General features: G+C 54.6%; 17 protein-coding genes and 1 pseudogene. 14 read left to right on the top strand and 4 right to left on the bottom strand.

Annotated features, from left to right (window positions below; genetic code table 11):
* Positions 1 to 64: 64 nt before the first annotated feature.
* The 4 genes from BLR63_RS32485 to BLR63_RS26260 all read left to right on the top strand — a co-directional run bounded on the left by BLR63_RS32485 (position 65) and on the right by BLR63_RS26260 (position 2,656).
* Positions 65 to 634 carry a tyrosine-type recombinase/integrase gene (locus BLR63_RS32485; protein ID WP_231998119.1) on the top strand — a complete coding sequence of 190 codons (570 nt, stop codon included), beginning with the start codon at positions 65 to 67 and terminating at the stop codon, positions 632 to 634.
* On the top strand, positions 631 to 915 hold the full coding sequence (locus BLR63_RS32480; RefSeq protein WP_373419523.1) for an integrase: 285 nt from the start codon (positions 631 to 633) through the stop codon (positions 913 to 915). Before BLR63_RS32485 ends, BLR63_RS32480 begins: the two co-directional genes overlap by 4 nt.
* 378 nt (positions 916 to 1,293) lie before the next feature.
* Positions 1,294 to 1,590 (top strand): ArsR/SmtB family transcription factor, encoded by a 297-nt coding sequence (locus BLR63_RS26265; protein ID WP_042946287.1) that lies wholly within the window; start codon positions 1,294 to 1,296, stop codon positions 1,588 to 1,590.
* Positions 1,591 to 1,645: 55 nt separating this feature from the next.
* Entirely contained in the window at positions 1,646 to 2,656 is a 1,011-nt protein-coding gene (locus BLR63_RS26260) for a zinc-dependent alcohol dehydrogenase family protein (protein WP_010562400.1), read from the top strand.
* A 593-nt stretch (positions 2,657 to 3,249) separates the two neighbouring features.
* Here the strand turns inward: BLR63_RS26260 and BLR63_RS31385 are convergent.
* Complete coding sequence (locus BLR63_RS31385; protein ID WP_130926025.1) at positions 3,250 to 3,453, bottom strand: hypothetical protein; 204 nt, start codon at positions 3,451 to 3,453, stop codon at positions 3,250 to 3,252.
* A gap of 7 nt (positions 3,454 to 3,460) precedes the next feature.
* Between BLR63_RS31385 and BLR63_RS26255 the strand changes: the two are divergent.
* From BLR63_RS26255 to BLR63_RS26215, 9 genes and pseudogenes are all read left to right on the top strand, one after another.
* A pseudogene (locus BLR63_RS26255) lies at positions 3,461 to 4,053 on the top strand (TetR/AcrR family transcriptional regulator).
* A 65-nt stretch (positions 4,054 to 4,118) separates the two neighbouring features.
* Complete coding sequence (locus tag BLR63_RS26250; protein ID WP_010562397.1) at positions 4,119 to 5,276, top strand: iron-containing alcohol dehydrogenase; 1,158 nt, start codon at positions 4,119 to 4,121, stop codon at positions 5,274 to 5,276.
* A gap of 81 nt (positions 5,277 to 5,357) precedes the next feature.
* Positions 5,358 to 6,035, top strand: coding sequence for a type 1 glutamine amidotransferase domain-containing protein (locus BLR63_RS26245; RefSeq protein ID WP_010562396.1), 678 nt, complete (start codon positions 5,358 to 5,360; stop codon positions 6,033 to 6,035).
* 10 nt (positions 6,036 to 6,045) lie between these two features.
* The gene (locus tag BLR63_RS26240; protein WP_010562395.1) at positions 6,046 to 6,339 is read left to right on the top strand and encodes a DUF1330 domain-containing protein; all 294 of its coding nucleotides are present in this window, start codon (positions 6,046 to 6,048) and stop codon (positions 6,337 to 6,339) included.
* A gap of 92 nt (positions 6,340 to 6,431) precedes the next feature.
* Positions 6,432 to 7,823, top strand: a complete 1,392-nt coding sequence (locus BLR63_RS26235) for an NAD-dependent succinate-semialdehyde dehydrogenase (RefSeq protein WP_010562394.1) — start codon at positions 6,432 to 6,434, stop codon at positions 7,821 to 7,823.
* Positions 7,824 to 8,084: 261 nt separating this feature from the next.
* A complete protein-coding gene (locus BLR63_RS26230) occupies positions 8,085 to 9,584 on the top strand; it encodes an aldehyde dehydrogenase family protein (protein WP_010562393.1) in 1,500 nt (499 codons plus the stop codon).
* A gap of 63 nt (positions 9,585 to 9,647) precedes the next feature.
* Positions 9,648 to 10,772 (top strand): alkene reductase, encoded by a 1,125-nt coding sequence (locus tag BLR63_RS26225; protein ID WP_010562392.1) that lies wholly within the window; start codon positions 9,648 to 9,650, stop codon positions 10,770 to 10,772.
* Between the two features lie 66 nt (positions 10,773 to 10,838).
* Positions 10,839 to 11,822 (top strand): LLM class oxidoreductase, encoded by a 984-nt coding sequence (locus tag BLR63_RS26220; protein WP_010562391.1) that lies wholly within the window; start codon positions 10,839 to 10,841, stop codon positions 11,820 to 11,822.
* A gap of 138 nt (positions 11,823 to 11,960) precedes the next feature.
* Complete coding sequence (locus BLR63_RS26215; protein ID WP_010562390.1) at positions 11,961 to 12,266, top strand: ArsR/SmtB family transcription factor; 306 nt, start codon at positions 11,961 to 11,963, stop codon at positions 12,264 to 12,266.
* 168 nt (positions 12,267 to 12,434) lie between these two features.
* Here the strand turns inward: BLR63_RS26215 and BLR63_RS32020 are convergent, their stop codons facing one another.
* On the bottom strand, positions 12,435 to 12,560 hold the full coding sequence (locus BLR63_RS32020; RefSeq protein ID WP_010562389.1) for a hypothetical protein: 126 nt from the start codon (positions 12,558 to 12,560) through the stop codon (positions 12,435 to 12,437).
* A 118-nt stretch (positions 12,561 to 12,678) separates the two neighbouring features.
* Between BLR63_RS32020 and BLR63_RS26210 the strand changes: the two genes are divergently transcribed.
* Entirely contained in the window at positions 12,679 to 13,278 is a 600-nt protein-coding gene (locus BLR63_RS26210; protein ID WP_010562388.1) for a nucleotidyltransferase family protein, read from the top strand.
* Here the strand turns inward: BLR63_RS26210 and BLR63_RS26205 are convergent.
* Positions 13,256 to 14,224: a GTP 3',8-cyclase MoaA gene (locus BLR63_RS26205; RefSeq protein WP_010562387.1), complete on the bottom strand. Its 969-nt coding sequence runs from the start codon at positions 14,222 to 14,224 to the stop codon at positions 13,256 to 13,258. The genes BLR63_RS26210 and BLR63_RS26205 overlap by 23 nt on opposite strands.
* Positions 14,221 to 14,559 carry a putative quinol monooxygenase gene (locus BLR63_RS26200; protein WP_010562386.1) on the bottom strand — a complete coding sequence of 113 codons (339 nt, stop codon included), beginning with the start codon at positions 14,557 to 14,559 and terminating at the stop codon, positions 14,221 to 14,223. The genes BLR63_RS26205 and BLR63_RS26200 overlap by 4 nt, the downstream gene beginning before the upstream one ends.
* Positions 14,560 to 14,567 lie beyond the last annotated feature (8 nt).

Below are 14,567 nucleotides of genomic sequence, written 5' to 3'. Positions count from 1 at the left end.
GCCCATCGTCCCGGCTGGGAAAACGTAAACCATTCCCAGCAATGGACAAACACACTGGCGACTTATGCCGCCCCCCATTATCGGTGACCTCGCAACAAACCAGATCACCACCGAGCATATTCTCGAAATTTTCAAACCCATCTGGGCCAGCAAAGCCGAAACTGCTAGCCGGGTACGCAATCGACTCGAATTGGTTCTCGATGCAGCTAAAGCACGCGGGTTGCGCGATGGTGAAAATCCAGCACGCTGGCGTGGACACCTGGACAAAGTGCTACCTTCAACATCCAAGACGAAACGGACTCAAAATCATCCCGCATTGCCCTACTTAGTGTTGTCTCGTTTTATGCGAGCGCTTGACCGTGTCGAAGGACAATCCGCTTGCGCACTCAAAATGACCATTCTCACGGCGTGTCGAACCAGCGAAGTCCTTGCCGCCCGCTGGAGTGAAATCGACTTGAAAGCCAAGCTATGGCTTATTCCCGCAGAGCGCATGAAAGCTGGCAAAACTCATACCGTCCCGTTCAGCGAAGCACTCGTAACATTGTTAAACGGGTGCCCCGATTCAACGATAGCTCGCTTCTATTTCCGGGTACACGCACGGGTAAGCCGATCATCAATATGGCCATGCTCATGACATTGCAACGCATGGATCAGAGGGATTTGGAAGATGGCGGTAAAGGTTGGCGTAACAACAATGACCGAATCATTACCGCGCATGGGTTTCGCAGCACATTCCGAGATTGGGCCGCAGAGAAAACCGACTACGCACTCGAGGTTTGCGAAATGTCTCTGGCTCATGTGGTCGCGAGCGGAGCAGAAGCTGCTTATTGGCGCAGTGATTTGCTAGAAAAACGCCGTAGCTTGATGGCTGACTGGGCCACCTTCGTGAGTTTAAAGTATGAAATTCAGTACTAAGCAATAGCTAGACGGGGAGCGAGGCTGCGATAAAGGCTGCGGTTGCCGTCAAGGGAAGGCCGCGAAATGGTCAGCACTAGCGCGAAGACAATGAGCTTCACCAGACGACTTCCACTCTGACTTCTTAGAGAAACGCAGAGCAGTAATGGAAGACTGGGCAGCATTCTGCTCGAATACGCAGATCGCACCATTAAAAGGCGCATAAATACGAGTAAAACTCTCCCAACGACTGGATCGTCCGCAGTCAAGCGAGCTTGAAGAGTATCTCGAAAACCCGGGGCGATTCAGCTAGATGCGTTTTTTTTTGATTTCAAACCCTTGCGCCGGGCAATAGAATACTTATTGAACATTTCGTAAAAATCCGTAACATTGCCCGCCATGATACTCGAACAGCTCAAAGCCCTGGGCAATGACACTCGCATGCAAATGATGGAGTGGCTCAAAGACCCTCTCAGTAATTTCCCACCTCAGGATCATGGCGATCCTGCCATAGGGGTGTGCGTAACCCATTTGCAGCACAAGGCACGGCTTTCACCTTCTACCGCGTCTGCACACTTAGCTATCTTACAACGTGCAGGCTTCGTGCTAACCACACGCATCGGAAAATGGACTTATTACCGACGCAACGAGGAGGCGATTGATGACTTTGCGGCTAGGCTGACCAGCGATTTGTAATTTTTAACCTTTCATTTCGTTATTTCGCGTAATTAGAAAACACAAGGAAACCCCTATGAGCAGCAAAACAATCTTCGTCCAACCCGGTGGCGGCTATGAAAAGGTTGTGGTTGGCAGCAGCGAAGCCCGAGCCGCAGCCCATGGCGAAATCACCGTGCGCCTGCACGCCAACTCGCTTAACTACCACGACTTCGCGGTAGTCAGCGGTATGTGGGGCCCTAGCGAAAAACGCATCCCCATGGCCGATGGTGCAGGCGAAGTCATTGCTGTCGGCCCAGATGTCACTGAATTCAAGGTGGGTGACTCGGTCGTCAGTACCTTCTTCCCGGAGTGGATCAGCGGCGCACCACTGGTTGAAGGCTTTGTTAGCGTGCCAGGTGATGGCATTGACGGCTACGCTCGTGAGCAAGTGACTGCCCAAGCCACATCGTTCACCCTCGCGCCGACCGGATACAGCCACGCTGAAGCGTCGACGCTCACCACCGCCGGCCTTACTGCATGGCGCGCTCTGATGGCCGATGACTCACTCAAGCCGGGCGACACCGTGCTCGTTCAAGGCACTGGTGGCGTTTCAATTTTTGCCCTGCAGTTCGCTAAAATGGCCGGTGCTACCGTCATTGCTACCTCTTCAAGCGACGAAAAACTTGAACGTCTGAAAGCACTAGGCGCTGATCATGTGATCAATTATCGCAAAGACCTTAACTGGGGCGAAACTGCACGCGCTCTAACGGGGGGCCGCGGTATTGATCACATCATAGAAGTCGGCGGCCCTGCGACGCTTGAGCAATCGATGATTGCAGTTCGGGTTGCTGGTCACATCTCCGTCATCGGGATACTGAGTGGCGTAAGCGGTGCAATGAATTTTGTACCGGCACTGATCAAGCAAGTGCGCCTGCAGGGTGTGTTGGTAGGCAGCCGCAGCCAGCAGCAAGACATGGTCCGAGCCATCAACGTTAACGGTATACGCCCGATTATTGATCGTCATTTCCCTATGAGCGAGATTGTAGAAGCGTTCAAGTATCAGGAAACCAACCAGCATTTCGGCAAAATTTGCCTGGATATCTAAGCGCGCATGAATGGGCAAGATCCGTATGCCCTCCTCAAAGTCGTGTCGAGGTGGCTGCCGACGCAGCGCGAGACGGATTTGCCCATTGCTGTCTGTCGCAACCGGCAGCATTGGGTCGACTCACCCATGCTGTGCTCCGAGGCAATCAGCTAAGAAGCAGTCATTCTAAGTGTCATGAAAACGATTCGATTTAGCCCCTCTAGTCAAAGCAGAATCATTAGGGCTACAACAATTTTGTCATGCAGTTATTGGGTTGAAGAATAGACAATCGCAGGCATTCTCACAGAGCCATGGTCGCTCTCTGCCGGTCATGGTTCACGCAACGTGATGGTGAAATCCGAGGCAAATGCTTGGTCAGGTCGAATGCAAATGGCTGGGCAAGCCTGTGCAATTACCCACTGTTCCAGTCCACAGATCCGGATAATCCGCCCAGCAGCCGTTCCGACTCAAACCACAGTGCAGGCAGCGCGCTATTTTTCGTCAAATTTGATGCGTACAGTTCGTTGTCCAAAACTATGGCGAGCCGCTTGGTTCACGATGGATGTCAAAACTCGTTCCCAGCCTAAGCAATGCTGTAGCAAAATCAGCTCGGTTCAAGAAGAGCTGCAATTTGCTCCCCTCCAACGAGCATCATAGATCTTTCTTCCTAACGCGGCGGCGATCATCGCACCGACATAATGCTGCGCATCAAATGAAGTGATGGCTGGCTCACGAACTGCGATTACCAAAATTTCGTTGAGGGCTTGCTCAAAACCCAAAGTAGACGACTGGTCTAATTGTTGATATGGTACATCCATGAATACGATGACAACCACCGATGTACGGCAACACATCCTCGACACTGCTCAAAACATCATCGTCGGGCGAGGATTCACAGCTGTTGGTTTGAGCGAAATCCTTCTATCTGCGAATGTGCCAAAAGGTTCGTTCTATCATTACTTCAATTCCAAGGAAGCCTTTGGCGAGGCGCTCTTGGAGAGCTATTTCAGTGACTACATGGTGCAATTGGAAACGCTATGAACCGTCCAAGTGTATCAGCAGCACAACGCTTGCTGGCCTACTGGGCTACCTGGATTGAAACCCAATCAGCCTGTTATCCCGAGGGGAAATGCTTGGCAGTGAAGCTTGCAGCGGAAGTCAGTGATCTATCGGAGCCAATGCGCATGGTGGTCCAGGATGGCATGGAAGGAGTAATTACTCGTCTAGCCAATGCGGTGAGTGACGCTGTAAACGATGGATCTCTGCCGGGCGGTACTGACACCCGTGGCTTGGCGACCATGCTGTACCAACTTTGGCTCGGAGCCAGTCTAAGGGCCAAGGTCACGCGTGATCAGATGCCTTTGCAGGCGGCCTTCGAGACTACTTCTCTGTTACTCAGTCAGATATCCGACCGATGAGATTTTCAATGTAAAAAATTTACTCAAAAAATATACGACTGGTCTATTTAATCGGAGTTAAAGCAATGTTTAATTTTGACTTCTACAACCCTACGCGAATTGTCTTCGGCAACGAAACCATCAGCCGCCTGGATGAACTGGTTCCGGCTGCGGCCCGCATCCTGCTGCTCTATGGTGGCCAGAGCGCTCGTGCAAACGGTACGCTCCGCGAAGTCCGTGACGCATTAGGCTCTCGGGAAGTGCAAGAATTCGGGGGTATAGAACCAAACCCCAGCTATGAAACGCTAATCAAGGCTGTTGATCAGGTTCGCACCCATCGCTTGGATTTTCTCCTGGCTGTCGGTGGAGGTTCGGTCATCGATGGCACCAAGTTCGTTGCCGCTGCTGTTGGCTACGAGGGTGATGCTTGGGACATTCTGGAAACGCGGGGTGCAAGTATTCGACGAGCGCTGCCATTTGGCACCGTTCTGACCCTACCGGCAACTGGCTCGGAGATGAACAATGGAGGCGTGGTTACTCGCCGGGCGACACAAGACAAGCTGCCGTTTCGAAGCGCTTACATGTTTCCACAATTCTCGATTCTCGATCCCACCAAAACCCAAACCCTCCCCACCCGTCAACTCGCAAACGGCGTTGTCGATGCGTTCGTGCATGTCATTGAGCAGTACCTGACCTACCCAATCGATGCGCGCGTCCAAGATCGTTTTGCCGAAGGTCTTTTACAAACGCTGATCGAAATTGGCCCACTTGTACTGAAAGAGTCCGCGGACTACAACACGCGTGCCAACCTCATGTGGACGGCCACTTTGGCGCTCAATGGCCTGATCGGAGCGGGCGTACCACAGGACTGGTCCACCCACATGATCGGCCATGAGCTCACCGCACTGTACGGCATCGATCACGCACGGACCCTGGCCATCGTGCTTCCTGCGAACCTAGAGATTCGTCGTGAAGCCAAGCGCGCGAAGCTGCTGCAGTACGCCGAGAGGGTTTGGCAGATCAGCCAAGGGGACGAAGAACAACGGATTGACACGGCCATACAACAGACCCGGATGTTCTTCGAGAGCCTGGGCTTACCGACGCACTTATCCGCCTACAAGCTCGGCACTGACGCTATAGACGCGCTAATAAACCAGCTCGACACACACCACCTCACCGCACTCGGCGAACACAAAAACGTCAGTTTAGACGTCAGCCGCCGTGTGCTTGAAGCGAGCCTATAAGCCAACTTCCCGCACTGCTTATCCACACAGGCAGCGCATTACAAAACATCCACAAGCACGCACAACTGCAAGGTATACGACATGAAGATTCTCCTCGTTCTGACTTCCCACGACCAGCTTGGTGACACTGGCGAGAAGACCGGTTTCTGGCTCGAAGAGCTGGCCGCGCCTTACTACGCCTTCATCGACGCTGGCGTGCAAGTGACCCTAGCATCGCCGAAAGGCGGCCAACCACCCATCGACCCGAAGAGCAATGAGCCCGACTTCCAGACAGACGCCACCCGTCGCTTTGAGACCGATTCAGTCGCCACTCACGCGCTGACCAACACCGAGAAACTGAGCGACGTGATCAGTTCCGAGTTTGATGCGGTGTTCTACCCTGGCGGCCATGGTCCGCTGTGGGATCTTGCGGAGAACACCTTTTCTATCTCTCTGATCGAGCAATCAATCCAATCCGGCAAACCTGTCGGAGCGGTTTGTCACGCACCAGCGGTTTTGCGCCATGTCAAGTGTGTAGATGGCAAACCTCTGGTTGCAGGCAAGAAAGTAACCGGTTTCAGCAATAGCGAGGAGGCTGCGGTGGGTCTAACTCAAATCGTGCCTTTCCTGGTAGAGGATATGCTCAAGGCAAATGGTGGGCGCTATACCAAGGGTGCTGACTGGAGCGTTCATGTCGAAGTCGATGGGTTGCTCGTAACTGGCCAGAACCCAGCTTCCTCTGAAGCTACGGCTCATTCGCTGCTCAAACTGTTGGCCTGAGACTACGTCAATGTCCGCCTACGTAGTCTTCACACGTGAACACACCACAGACGAGGCTGAGTTGAAACTCTATGCCCGTAAAGCACCGGCGGCACGCCAGGGTCGGAACCTCACACCATTGGCCTTCTACGGCCAACTGGAGGTGCTCGAAGGCGGACCGATTGAGGGCGCAGTCATTCTTCAATTTCCGGACATAGCAGCAGCTCGAGAGTGGTACTCCAGCCCCGCCTACCAAGAGGCACTGCAACATCGTCTTAAAGGTGCGGTTTACCGAGTATTCCTGATTGATGGCATCAATCATTAGTAAATGCACCAAAATATTCCCGCAGTTTAGGTTCTGTCTACTTACCAGTCTCATTAACAAATCAAATTTACTTAAATTACTGGAGAAACAGCATGGCATACGCATCCGTTAATCCCTATACAGGTGAAGTTCTAAAAAGTTTTCCAGATGCAACAGATATTCAGATTGAACAGGCTCTTGAGGCGTCTCACAACGCATTTCTTGTCTGGAAGAATTGCTCAATCGCAGAGCGTGGGGCCGTCCTTCAGCGAGCTGCCGACCTGCTGCGCGCGCGAGCAAACGACTATGCCCGGTTGCTAACACTGGAAATGGGCAAGATCACTGCCGAAGCATTAGGTGAAGTAGAAATCTCAGCAAGTATCTTTGAGTATTACGTTAAACATGCAGAAGCGTTGTTAACTCCGCAGAAGCTGCCGGTAGCCGACCCAGCCGAGGGTGAAGCAATCTTGGTCCATGAGCCGTTGGGCACTATCCTGGCCATTGAACCATGGAACTTTCCTTACTATCAAATTGCTCGCATTCTCGCACCGCAGTTGGCAGCGGGTAATACCGTGCTGCTCAAACATGCTTCAAACGTACCGCAATGTGCCGAAGCTTTCGAACAACTACTGCTTGATGCTGGTCTACCTGTTGGCGCATTCAGCAACATGTACGCAACTCGCCAGCAAATCGAGACAATCCTCAACGACTCTCGAGTACACGGTGTGGCACTGACCGGTTCCGAAGGCGCAGGTGCCATAATCGCCTCCCAGGCTGGCAAGGCACTGAAGAAATCTACATTGGAACTGGGGGGGGCAGATGCCTTCATAGTTCTGCGCGACGCTGAACTGAAAAAGACCGTGAAGTGGGCTGTTGTAGGCCGTCACTGGAATGCTGGACAGGTGTGCATATCATCCAAACGCATGATTGTAGTGGAAGAAGTCTACGACGAGTTCCTGCGCCTTTATGCCGAAGGTGTAGCACAACTGAAGGCCGGCGACCCGTTCGATCCGGAAACAAATCTAGCCCCCCTGTCATCTCAAACTGCCGCCGACGAAATCCGCGCGAAGATTCGTGAAGCAGTCAACTACGGTGCTACGGCCACCGAGGTTGGGCCCAAGGTACCAAGCAAGGGTGCATTTGTTCAACCGACCATTCTGACCAACCTGACGCCTGATAACCCTGCCTACTACTGGGAGTTCTTCGGTCCGGTCTCGATGATCCTACGAGCTAAAAACGAAGAAGACGCGATAGTTATCGCCAACGACTCTCCGTTCGGGCTCGGTGGTTCGGTATTCACCGCAGACGGACAGCATGGTGTTGAGGTTGCTAAGCGCATCGAGACAGGCATGGTGTTCGTCAATCACCCAACGTCATCGAAAGCCGACCTACCTTTCGGCGGAATCAAAAGATCTGGTTACGGTCGCGAGCTGATTGGTTTGGGAATCAAGGAATTCGTCAACCACAAGCTGATTAACGTCATGGATATCGACGCGCCGTTCTAACTTACATCTTCACCTCAACGCAAACAGGCCTCAGTGCTTTTATGCAGCAGCCCCCCCTCCTTGATGAAGAGATCGGGGGGGGGGCTGGACTACGTAGCAAAGCCTGGCGCGCAGCACAGCGCGCTCCCCGCCGATCCAGAAGCAGGCTGAAAAGGTGCGGCGATAGGAATGCCTGCGCGAATACACAACTACATATTGACATATATCAATATCTAAAATAATCTCAACCAAACCCATCGCACTTACCTCAGGAGGTAACCCATGCAAAATTCCAGTGATACCCATCCGAGCTACCTTCCCGACAACAGCTACGGCCTGTTTATCGACAACCAGTGGGTGGCGGCCGAAAACGGTGAAACCCTCGACATTATCAACCCCGCCAACGGAAAAATTCTCACCAACATCCCAAACGCCACAGCTGCCGACGTCGACCGCGCGGTGCAGGCCGCAAAACGCGCCTTCGTGACCTGGCGTACCACCTCGCCAGCGGAACGCGCCAATGCGTTGCTGAAGATCGCCGACCTGCTGGAAGCCGATGCCGATCGGTTCGCCGTTCTGGAAACCCTTGATGTAGGCAAACCCATTCGTGAAAGTCGCTCCGTCGACATCCCACTGGCGATTGATCACTTCCGCTACTTCGCCGGCGCAATCCGCAGCCAATCGGATGAGGCGGTCATGTTGGATGAGCAAACACTCAGCATCGCTCTCAGTGAACCCCTCGGCGTCGTGGGCCAAGTGATTCCGTGGAACTTCCCGCTTCTTATGGCCGCCTGGAAGATCGCTCCAGCCATCGCGGCGGGTAACACCGTAGTCATCAAACCTTCTGAGCTAACCCCGGTAACCATCCTTGAACTGGCGAAGATCTTCGCCAAGGTACTTCCGGCCGGCGTGGTCAACATCGTCACAGGCTTAGGCACCTCAGTTGGCCAGGCGCTACTGGATCATCCAGACCTGCGCAAGCTTGCCTTCACTGGCTCGACGCGTGTCGGCGAACTCGTCGCCAATGCGGCAGCGAAGAAAATCATTCCTGCCACCCTTGAACTGGGCGGCAAGTCAGCCAACATCGTTTTCCCCGATGCGAACTGGGACAAGGCCGTGGAAGGCGCAGTCCTCGCCATCCTGTGGAACCAAGGCCAAGTCTGCGAATCCGGCGCACGGCTGTTCGTTCACGAGTCCATCTACGAGCAATTCCTGGCTGAGCTCAAGCATAAGTTCGAAGCTGTGCGTGTGGGTGACCCATTGAACCCAGACACCATGATGGGCGCACAGGTCAGCAAGACCCAGATGGAACGGATCCTCGGCTACGTTGATATCGCCAAACAGGAAGGTGCCGAGGTACTGATCGGCGGCGGTCGCCTTACAGGTGCCGATTACGATGCCGGCTTCTTCATCCAGCCAACGATTCTGGTCGGTGTGCGCAACGATATGCGCGTCGCCTACGAGGAAATTTTCGGCCCTGTTCTGTGCGTCATTCCTTTCAAGGATGAAGCGGAGGTCATTGCCATGGCCAACGACTCCGAGTACGGCCTAGCGGGCGCAGTCTGGACCCAAGACATCAACCGGGCGTTACGTGTGGCACGCGCGGTGGAAACCGGACGTATGTGGGTAAATACCTACCATGAGATCCCTGCCCACGCCCCCTTTGGTGGCTATAAGAAATCTGGCCTAGGACGGGAAACTCACAAGTCAATGCTGGAAGCCTACAGCCAGAAGAAGAACATCTACGTCAGCCTCAACGAAGCACCGCTCGGGCTCTTCTGACCTCGCTGATCCATGTTTTTTTGACCTATAACATCGAATATTTTAGATATGCAGGTAAACGAAATGACACAATCAGAACTTTTTAAAACCACTCAGCTGGGCCCATACACCCTCAAGAACCGTATCGTTCTGCCGCCACTGACGCGTTCGCGCAGCTCCCAACCCGGCAATATTGCGAACGACCTAATGGCCACATATTACCGTCAGCGCAGCGGTGCTGGCTTCATGGTGACCGAGGGCACACAGATCGAACCCCGAGGACAGGGTTATGCCTGGACACCCGGCATTCATAGCCCAGAACAGATACAAGGCTGGCGTAAGGTCACCGACGCTGTTCACGCCGAAGGGGGGGTGATCTTTGCTCAACTTTGGCATGTAGGCCGCGTGTCACACACATCGCTGCAACCCGGTGGTGAAGCGCCCGTCGCGCCATCAGCCATCCGCGCGGACAACGTCAAGGTGTTCATCGAAACTGGACCCGGCACGGGTGCACTGGCCGACCCATCGACCCCACGAGCCCTGTCCACCAAGGAGGTAAAGGAACTGGTTGAGCTCTACGCCCAAGCAGCCCGAAATGCTTTGGACGCAGGTTTTGACGGGGTGGAGCTTCATTGCGCGAACGGGTACCTGGTAAACCAGTTCATTTCGGCCCATACCAACCAGCGTGATGATGAATATGGCGGTTCGCTGCAGAACCGTCTTCGCTTCCTGCGCGAAATCACCCTGGCCGTTGCTGGTGTCGTCGGCAAGGAGCGCATGGGCGTTCGCTTCGCCCCGCTGTTCGCGACCACAGACGAAGACCGCGTATACCTTGGCCTGGTCGAAGAAGATCCTCACCAAACCTACATCGAGGCAGTGAAGATCCTCGAGGAAGTGGGCATTGCCTACCTGTCGCTCGCCGAAGCCGATTGGGAAAACGCACCCGAGCTGCCTGAGACGTTCCGGGAAGATGTTCGTAAGACCTTCAGCGGCAAGATTCTCTATGCCGGCAAGTACACCGCTGAACGAGGAAATCGCGTGATAAAAGCTGGCTGGGGCGACCTGATCGCTTTTGGTCGCCCCTTCATTGCGAACCCCGACCTGCCCGCTCGTATCGCCAACAACTGGCCGCTTAACCCAGTTGATCCAAGCAGCATGTACGGCGGTACCGATAAGGGCTACACCGACTACCCGACTTACAAATCCTAAACGCTCAATGCCACGCCCCATAACTCAGGGGCGTGGCTCAGCGTTTGCTGACCGAGGAAGTTAAGCATGTACCAACCGAGCACGATCCCCTACCAAGAGCATAGGGGATTCAAACGAACCTTCAGGCAGGGTCATCTAAGCCTTGGGCTGTTCTTTCCCCTAGAGGCTTTCGAAGGTGATACACCGAGCATGCTAGATCAGGTCGCGCTGGCCAAACGTGCAGAGGCACTTGGTTTTTCGGCGCTCTGGTTTCGCGACGTCCCACTCAGGGACCCTAGCTTCGGCGATGTCGGCCAGGTTTTCGACCCTTGGGTGTATCTGGGCTACATGGCAGCCCATACAACAGAAATCGCACTAGGTACCGCCTCCATCGCCCTTACTTTGCGTAATCCCTTGCACACGGCAAAGGCCGCAGCGAGCATTGATCAGTTGAGCGGAGGTCGCTTGCTCCTGGGAGTAGCCTCTGGCGATCGTCCCGTGGAGTTTCCCGCATTCAGCATTGATCCAGAAAAGCGTGGCGAGACCTTTCAAGAAAACTTCAATGTGATACGCCAAGCCCATCGAACACACTTCGAGCCCATTCGCTGGAGTGGCGGCGAGTTAGTGGGGGCCGACCTCGTTCCCAAACCTACGACTCGGGAAATACCGCTATTCGTAACCGGACACAGCCGCCAGCCGCTCGATTGGATCGCACGTGAAAGCCATGGATGGATCAACTATCCACGTCCGCCAAAAATACAGCGACTGATCGTGGAGGATTGGCGACAGGAAATAGTTAAACAGTGTGGCACTATCTACAAGCCGTTCTTGCAATCGCTTTATATCGACCTGGACGAACACCCGTCCACGCCGCCCTCGCATATCCATCTAGGATTTCGACTAGGACGTAACCACCTTCGGGCCTTGCTGGATACACTTCAGGAAATCGGTGTAGATCACGTCATCCTGAACCTCAAGTATGGTAAACGCCCCGCAGCAGAGGTTATCGAGGAACTTGGCAAGCATATCGTCCCGCAATTCGGCGTCCAGGCTTCTGATAGTGCTGCCTGACAGAGCAACAATACTTCAGCCAGGAGCGGCCAGTCCTTGCAACAGACGGCGGGCGCAGAGGTCACGTCAATACCTTCCATTTTTCTGCGCAAACCCGGAAGATATCTAAATATCGCAAAAAACAGGTATCAAAATTCCATGACCATTGACGTCAACGAAGCACTGAAAGCATTGGCAAACCCGATGCGCCTTGCCATCCTCAATTGGCTCAAGGATCCCAGGACAATCTTTCCAGAGCAGGAGGTCGACCCAGAAACGGTAGGCGTGTGCGTCAGTATCATCCAAGAGCGCACGGGCCTCTCGCAGTCCACCACATCGCTTTATCTCGCAGCTCTGCAGCGCGCGCAATTGGTGACATCGCAGCGGATCGGCCCCTGGACCTACTACAAACGCCACGACGAAAATATCGATGCCTTTTTCAAAGCGCTGCAAGAAAAAATCTAAGGCTGAAGAAACCTTGTATTTCTGGCTGATTTCAGTGCTTGCCGATTTCAAAAACAGCAATCTGACCAAGTAACGATCAACTAACCCGTTCATTTATGAGTTTTTAGCCGCAGCGAGCATTTGGTAGCGGGCATACTCTGCATTACGCCCCCATCTCGCCTGGGGTGATCAGCAAATACCGGCCAGCCAGGACATGTGCAGGTTCGACAGATCGAACAACTTGACCTGTGGCGCGGCGTTCTTCACTACCCAGTGGAAACGCACTTTGGTTTCGCCAAACTGCCACTTAATCACTCTGAAACCGGAGCGGTATACGCAAAATACTGCACATTCCAGAGAGAAGCGCGAAGCCTCCTAGTGGTTTTTTACGGCCGGCCCTCTTCTTCAGGGGGCAGCATAGGATTTTTTCAACATGACAGAACCGCACCGCAAGCCTGAATATGTCGGCCTAGTTCTCGCCGCCGGCTCCGGGCAACGCTTCGGCAGCGACAAACGCCTTGCCCAGCTGGCAGACGGCAGCAGCCTTTTGCGCGCGACGTTGTTGCGCGCGAAAGAAGCCTTCAGCGATGTTCGAGTCGTATTAAAGGCTGAGGATGATGCACAGGCCTTGGCTATTCCGCATGACATTCATCTGGTACGTGCGGCCCACGCCAAACAGGGCATGGGCTCAAGCCTGGCCGCCGGCATCCAGAGCCTGGCAAATACGCAGGCCACTGCGGTGGCGGTGCTGCTCGGGGATATGCCGTGGATTACTCTCGCAACGCTGTTGCAGTTGCGCGCGCATGCGCACGCTGAACATATTGTTGTCGCTTACTGCGATGGCCAGTGCGGACACCCCGTGTTGTTCGGCCGGCGCTTTTGGCCGGAGTTGATGCAACTGCAAGGGGAGAATGGGGCCAAGGCTTTAATCGCCACCCATGCGCAACAGGTGATAGAAGTGACGCTTGCTGACAGGGGCATCCTGCTGGACGTCGACAAGCCGGCCGACCTTAGCCACCCACCGATTTCATAATCAGGGCACTGCCGGTAAAAGTGGCGTCTTGTTTGTCCTGCAGCGCACGACTGAGCAACCCTTTCAGTTGCGGCTGCGCCTGCTCAGTCGGCAGATCCAACAGCGCGCCCATAAAATGTCCGCGATTGGATGATAGGCATCCGTATAACCAGCCCGTAGACGACAACCGCAGACGACTGCAGCTCCGGCAAAAGGGCGCGCTTTCGTTGGCAATAATACCGAACGCCCCGCGCTCGCCCACGCTATAACGCAGCGCAGTGGCATCTAGCGCTGCCTCGGTTTGTGTGAAGACATAACACTCGCCGATAAGCTCCAGCAGCTCGCGCTGGCCGACGAACTGGGTACGAAAAGCCTCTGCATGCTGGGCCAGATGGCCCATGCGCATCAGCTCGATAAAGCGCAATTCGTAGCCCTGCTCCAGGCAGAACGCCAACATGGGCATGACCTGGTCGAGGTTGCTGCCACGCATCGGCACCATATTGATTTTGATGCTCATACCAGATCGACGCGCCAGCTCAATGCCGTTAAGCACAGTCTGCAGATCGCCGCCCTTTGCGATCTTGCGGAAGGCGCGCGGGTCAAGTGTGTCGAGGGACACATTGACCCGCTGGATGCCCGCGCTGCGCAATAACGGCAACTTGCCGGCCAGCAATTGTCCATTAGTGGTCAGGCTGATGTCCTGCAACGCTAGCGCACCGATGCCCTGCAGAAAAGGCTCCAGCCGATCACTCAGCAGCGGCTCACCGCCGGTAATGCGCAGCGCGTCGATACCGGCGACATCCCTGAGCAGTTCGACGGCGCGCAGCATCGACGCGGCCGTCAGCTCATCACGCGCGGCCACCAAGCGGCGGCCATCGGCCACACAGTAGGTGCAGGCGTAATTGCAGGCAGCCGTGAGGCTCAGGCGAAGTTTGCGGAAACGCCGACCCTGTCGATCGACGATCACCCTGCCATGTCCGTGTCGAAGCCAGTGGCTGACTCGCCATCCTCAGCCAACGCCTCCAGCACATAAACCTGACGATCGCTCAGCAGCTCGCCAAGGGCATTGGCCATGGTCGTGTAATGGTGCATCTGCCGATGAAGCGCTATCGCCTCATGGCTTGCCCAGCGCTCGACGAAGACAAACCGTCCGACCTGTTCAATGCACCGACTCAGGACGTAAGACAGGCAACCGTCTTCGGCCCGCGAGGGATGCACGCAAGCTCGCAGAATCTGCTCGACCTGCTGCTCTTTGCCGCCTTTGGCGGTCAGTATCGCTACAACGCGTATGGCTTGATTCATGCTGATAG

It is taken from the genome of Pseudomonas extremaustralis (assembly GCF_900102035.1).
In the GTDB taxonomy this organism is placed as follows: Bacteria; Pseudomonadota; Gammaproteobacteria; order Pseudomonadales; family Pseudomonadaceae; genus Aquipseudomonas; species Aquipseudomonas extremaustralis.
This window is presented reverse-complemented; position numbering and strand designations above follow the sequence as displayed.

What these genes read in the sequence shown, in the direction of transcription:
- BLR63_RS32485 (WP_231998119.1), top strand. Translation starts at nt 65, where the DNA reads ATGCCGCCCCCCATTATCGGTGACCTCGCAACAAACCAGATCACCACC.
- BLR63_RS32480 (WP_373419523.1), top strand. Translation starts at nt 631, where the DNA reads ATGACATTGCAACGCATGGATCAGAGGGATTTGGAAGATGGCGGTAAA.
- BLR63_RS26265 (WP_042946287.1), top strand. Translation starts at nt 1,294, where the DNA reads ATGATACTCGAACAGCTCAAAGCCCTGGGCAATGACACTCGCATGCAA.
- BLR63_RS26260 (WP_010562400.1), top strand. Translation starts at nt 1,646, where the DNA reads ATGAGCAGCAAAACAATCTTCGTCCAACCCGGTGGCGGCTATGAAAAG.
- BLR63_RS31385 (WP_130926025.1), bottom strand. Translation starts at nt 3,453, where the DNA reads ATGGATGTACCATATCAACAATTAGACCAGTCGTCTACTTTGGGTTTT.
- BLR63_RS26250 (WP_010562397.1), top strand. Translation starts at nt 4,119, where the DNA reads ATGTTTAATTTTGACTTCTACAACCCTACGCGAATTGTCTTCGGCAAC.
- BLR63_RS26245 (WP_010562396.1), top strand. Translation starts at nt 5,358, where the DNA reads ATGAAGATTCTCCTCGTTCTGACTTCCCACGACCAGCTTGGTGACACT.
- BLR63_RS26240 (WP_010562395.1), top strand. Translation starts at nt 6,046, where the DNA reads ATGTCCGCCTACGTAGTCTTCACACGTGAACACACCACAGACGAGGCT.
- BLR63_RS26235 (WP_010562394.1), top strand. Translation starts at nt 6,432, where the DNA reads ATGGCATACGCATCCGTTAATCCCTATACAGGTGAAGTTCTAAAAAGT.
- BLR63_RS26230 (WP_010562393.1), top strand. Translation starts at nt 8,085, where the DNA reads ATGCAAAATTCCAGTGATACCCATCCGAGCTACCTTCCCGACAACAGC.
- BLR63_RS26225 (WP_010562392.1), top strand. Translation starts at nt 9,648, where the DNA reads ATGACACAATCAGAACTTTTTAAAACCACTCAGCTGGGCCCATACACC.
- BLR63_RS26220 (WP_010562391.1), top strand. Translation starts at nt 10,839, where the DNA reads ATGTACCAACCGAGCACGATCCCCTACCAAGAGCATAGGGGATTCAAA.
- BLR63_RS26215 (WP_010562390.1), top strand. Translation starts at nt 11,961, where the DNA reads ATGACCATTGACGTCAACGAAGCACTGAAAGCATTGGCAAACCCGATG.
- BLR63_RS26210 (WP_010562388.1), top strand. Translation starts at nt 12,679, where the DNA reads ATGACAGAACCGCACCGCAAGCCTGAATATGTCGGCCTAGTTCTCGCC.
- BLR63_RS26200 (WP_010562386.1), bottom strand. Translation starts at nt 14,559, where the DNA reads ATGAATCAAGCCATACGCGTTGTAGCGATACTGACCGCCAAAGGCGGC.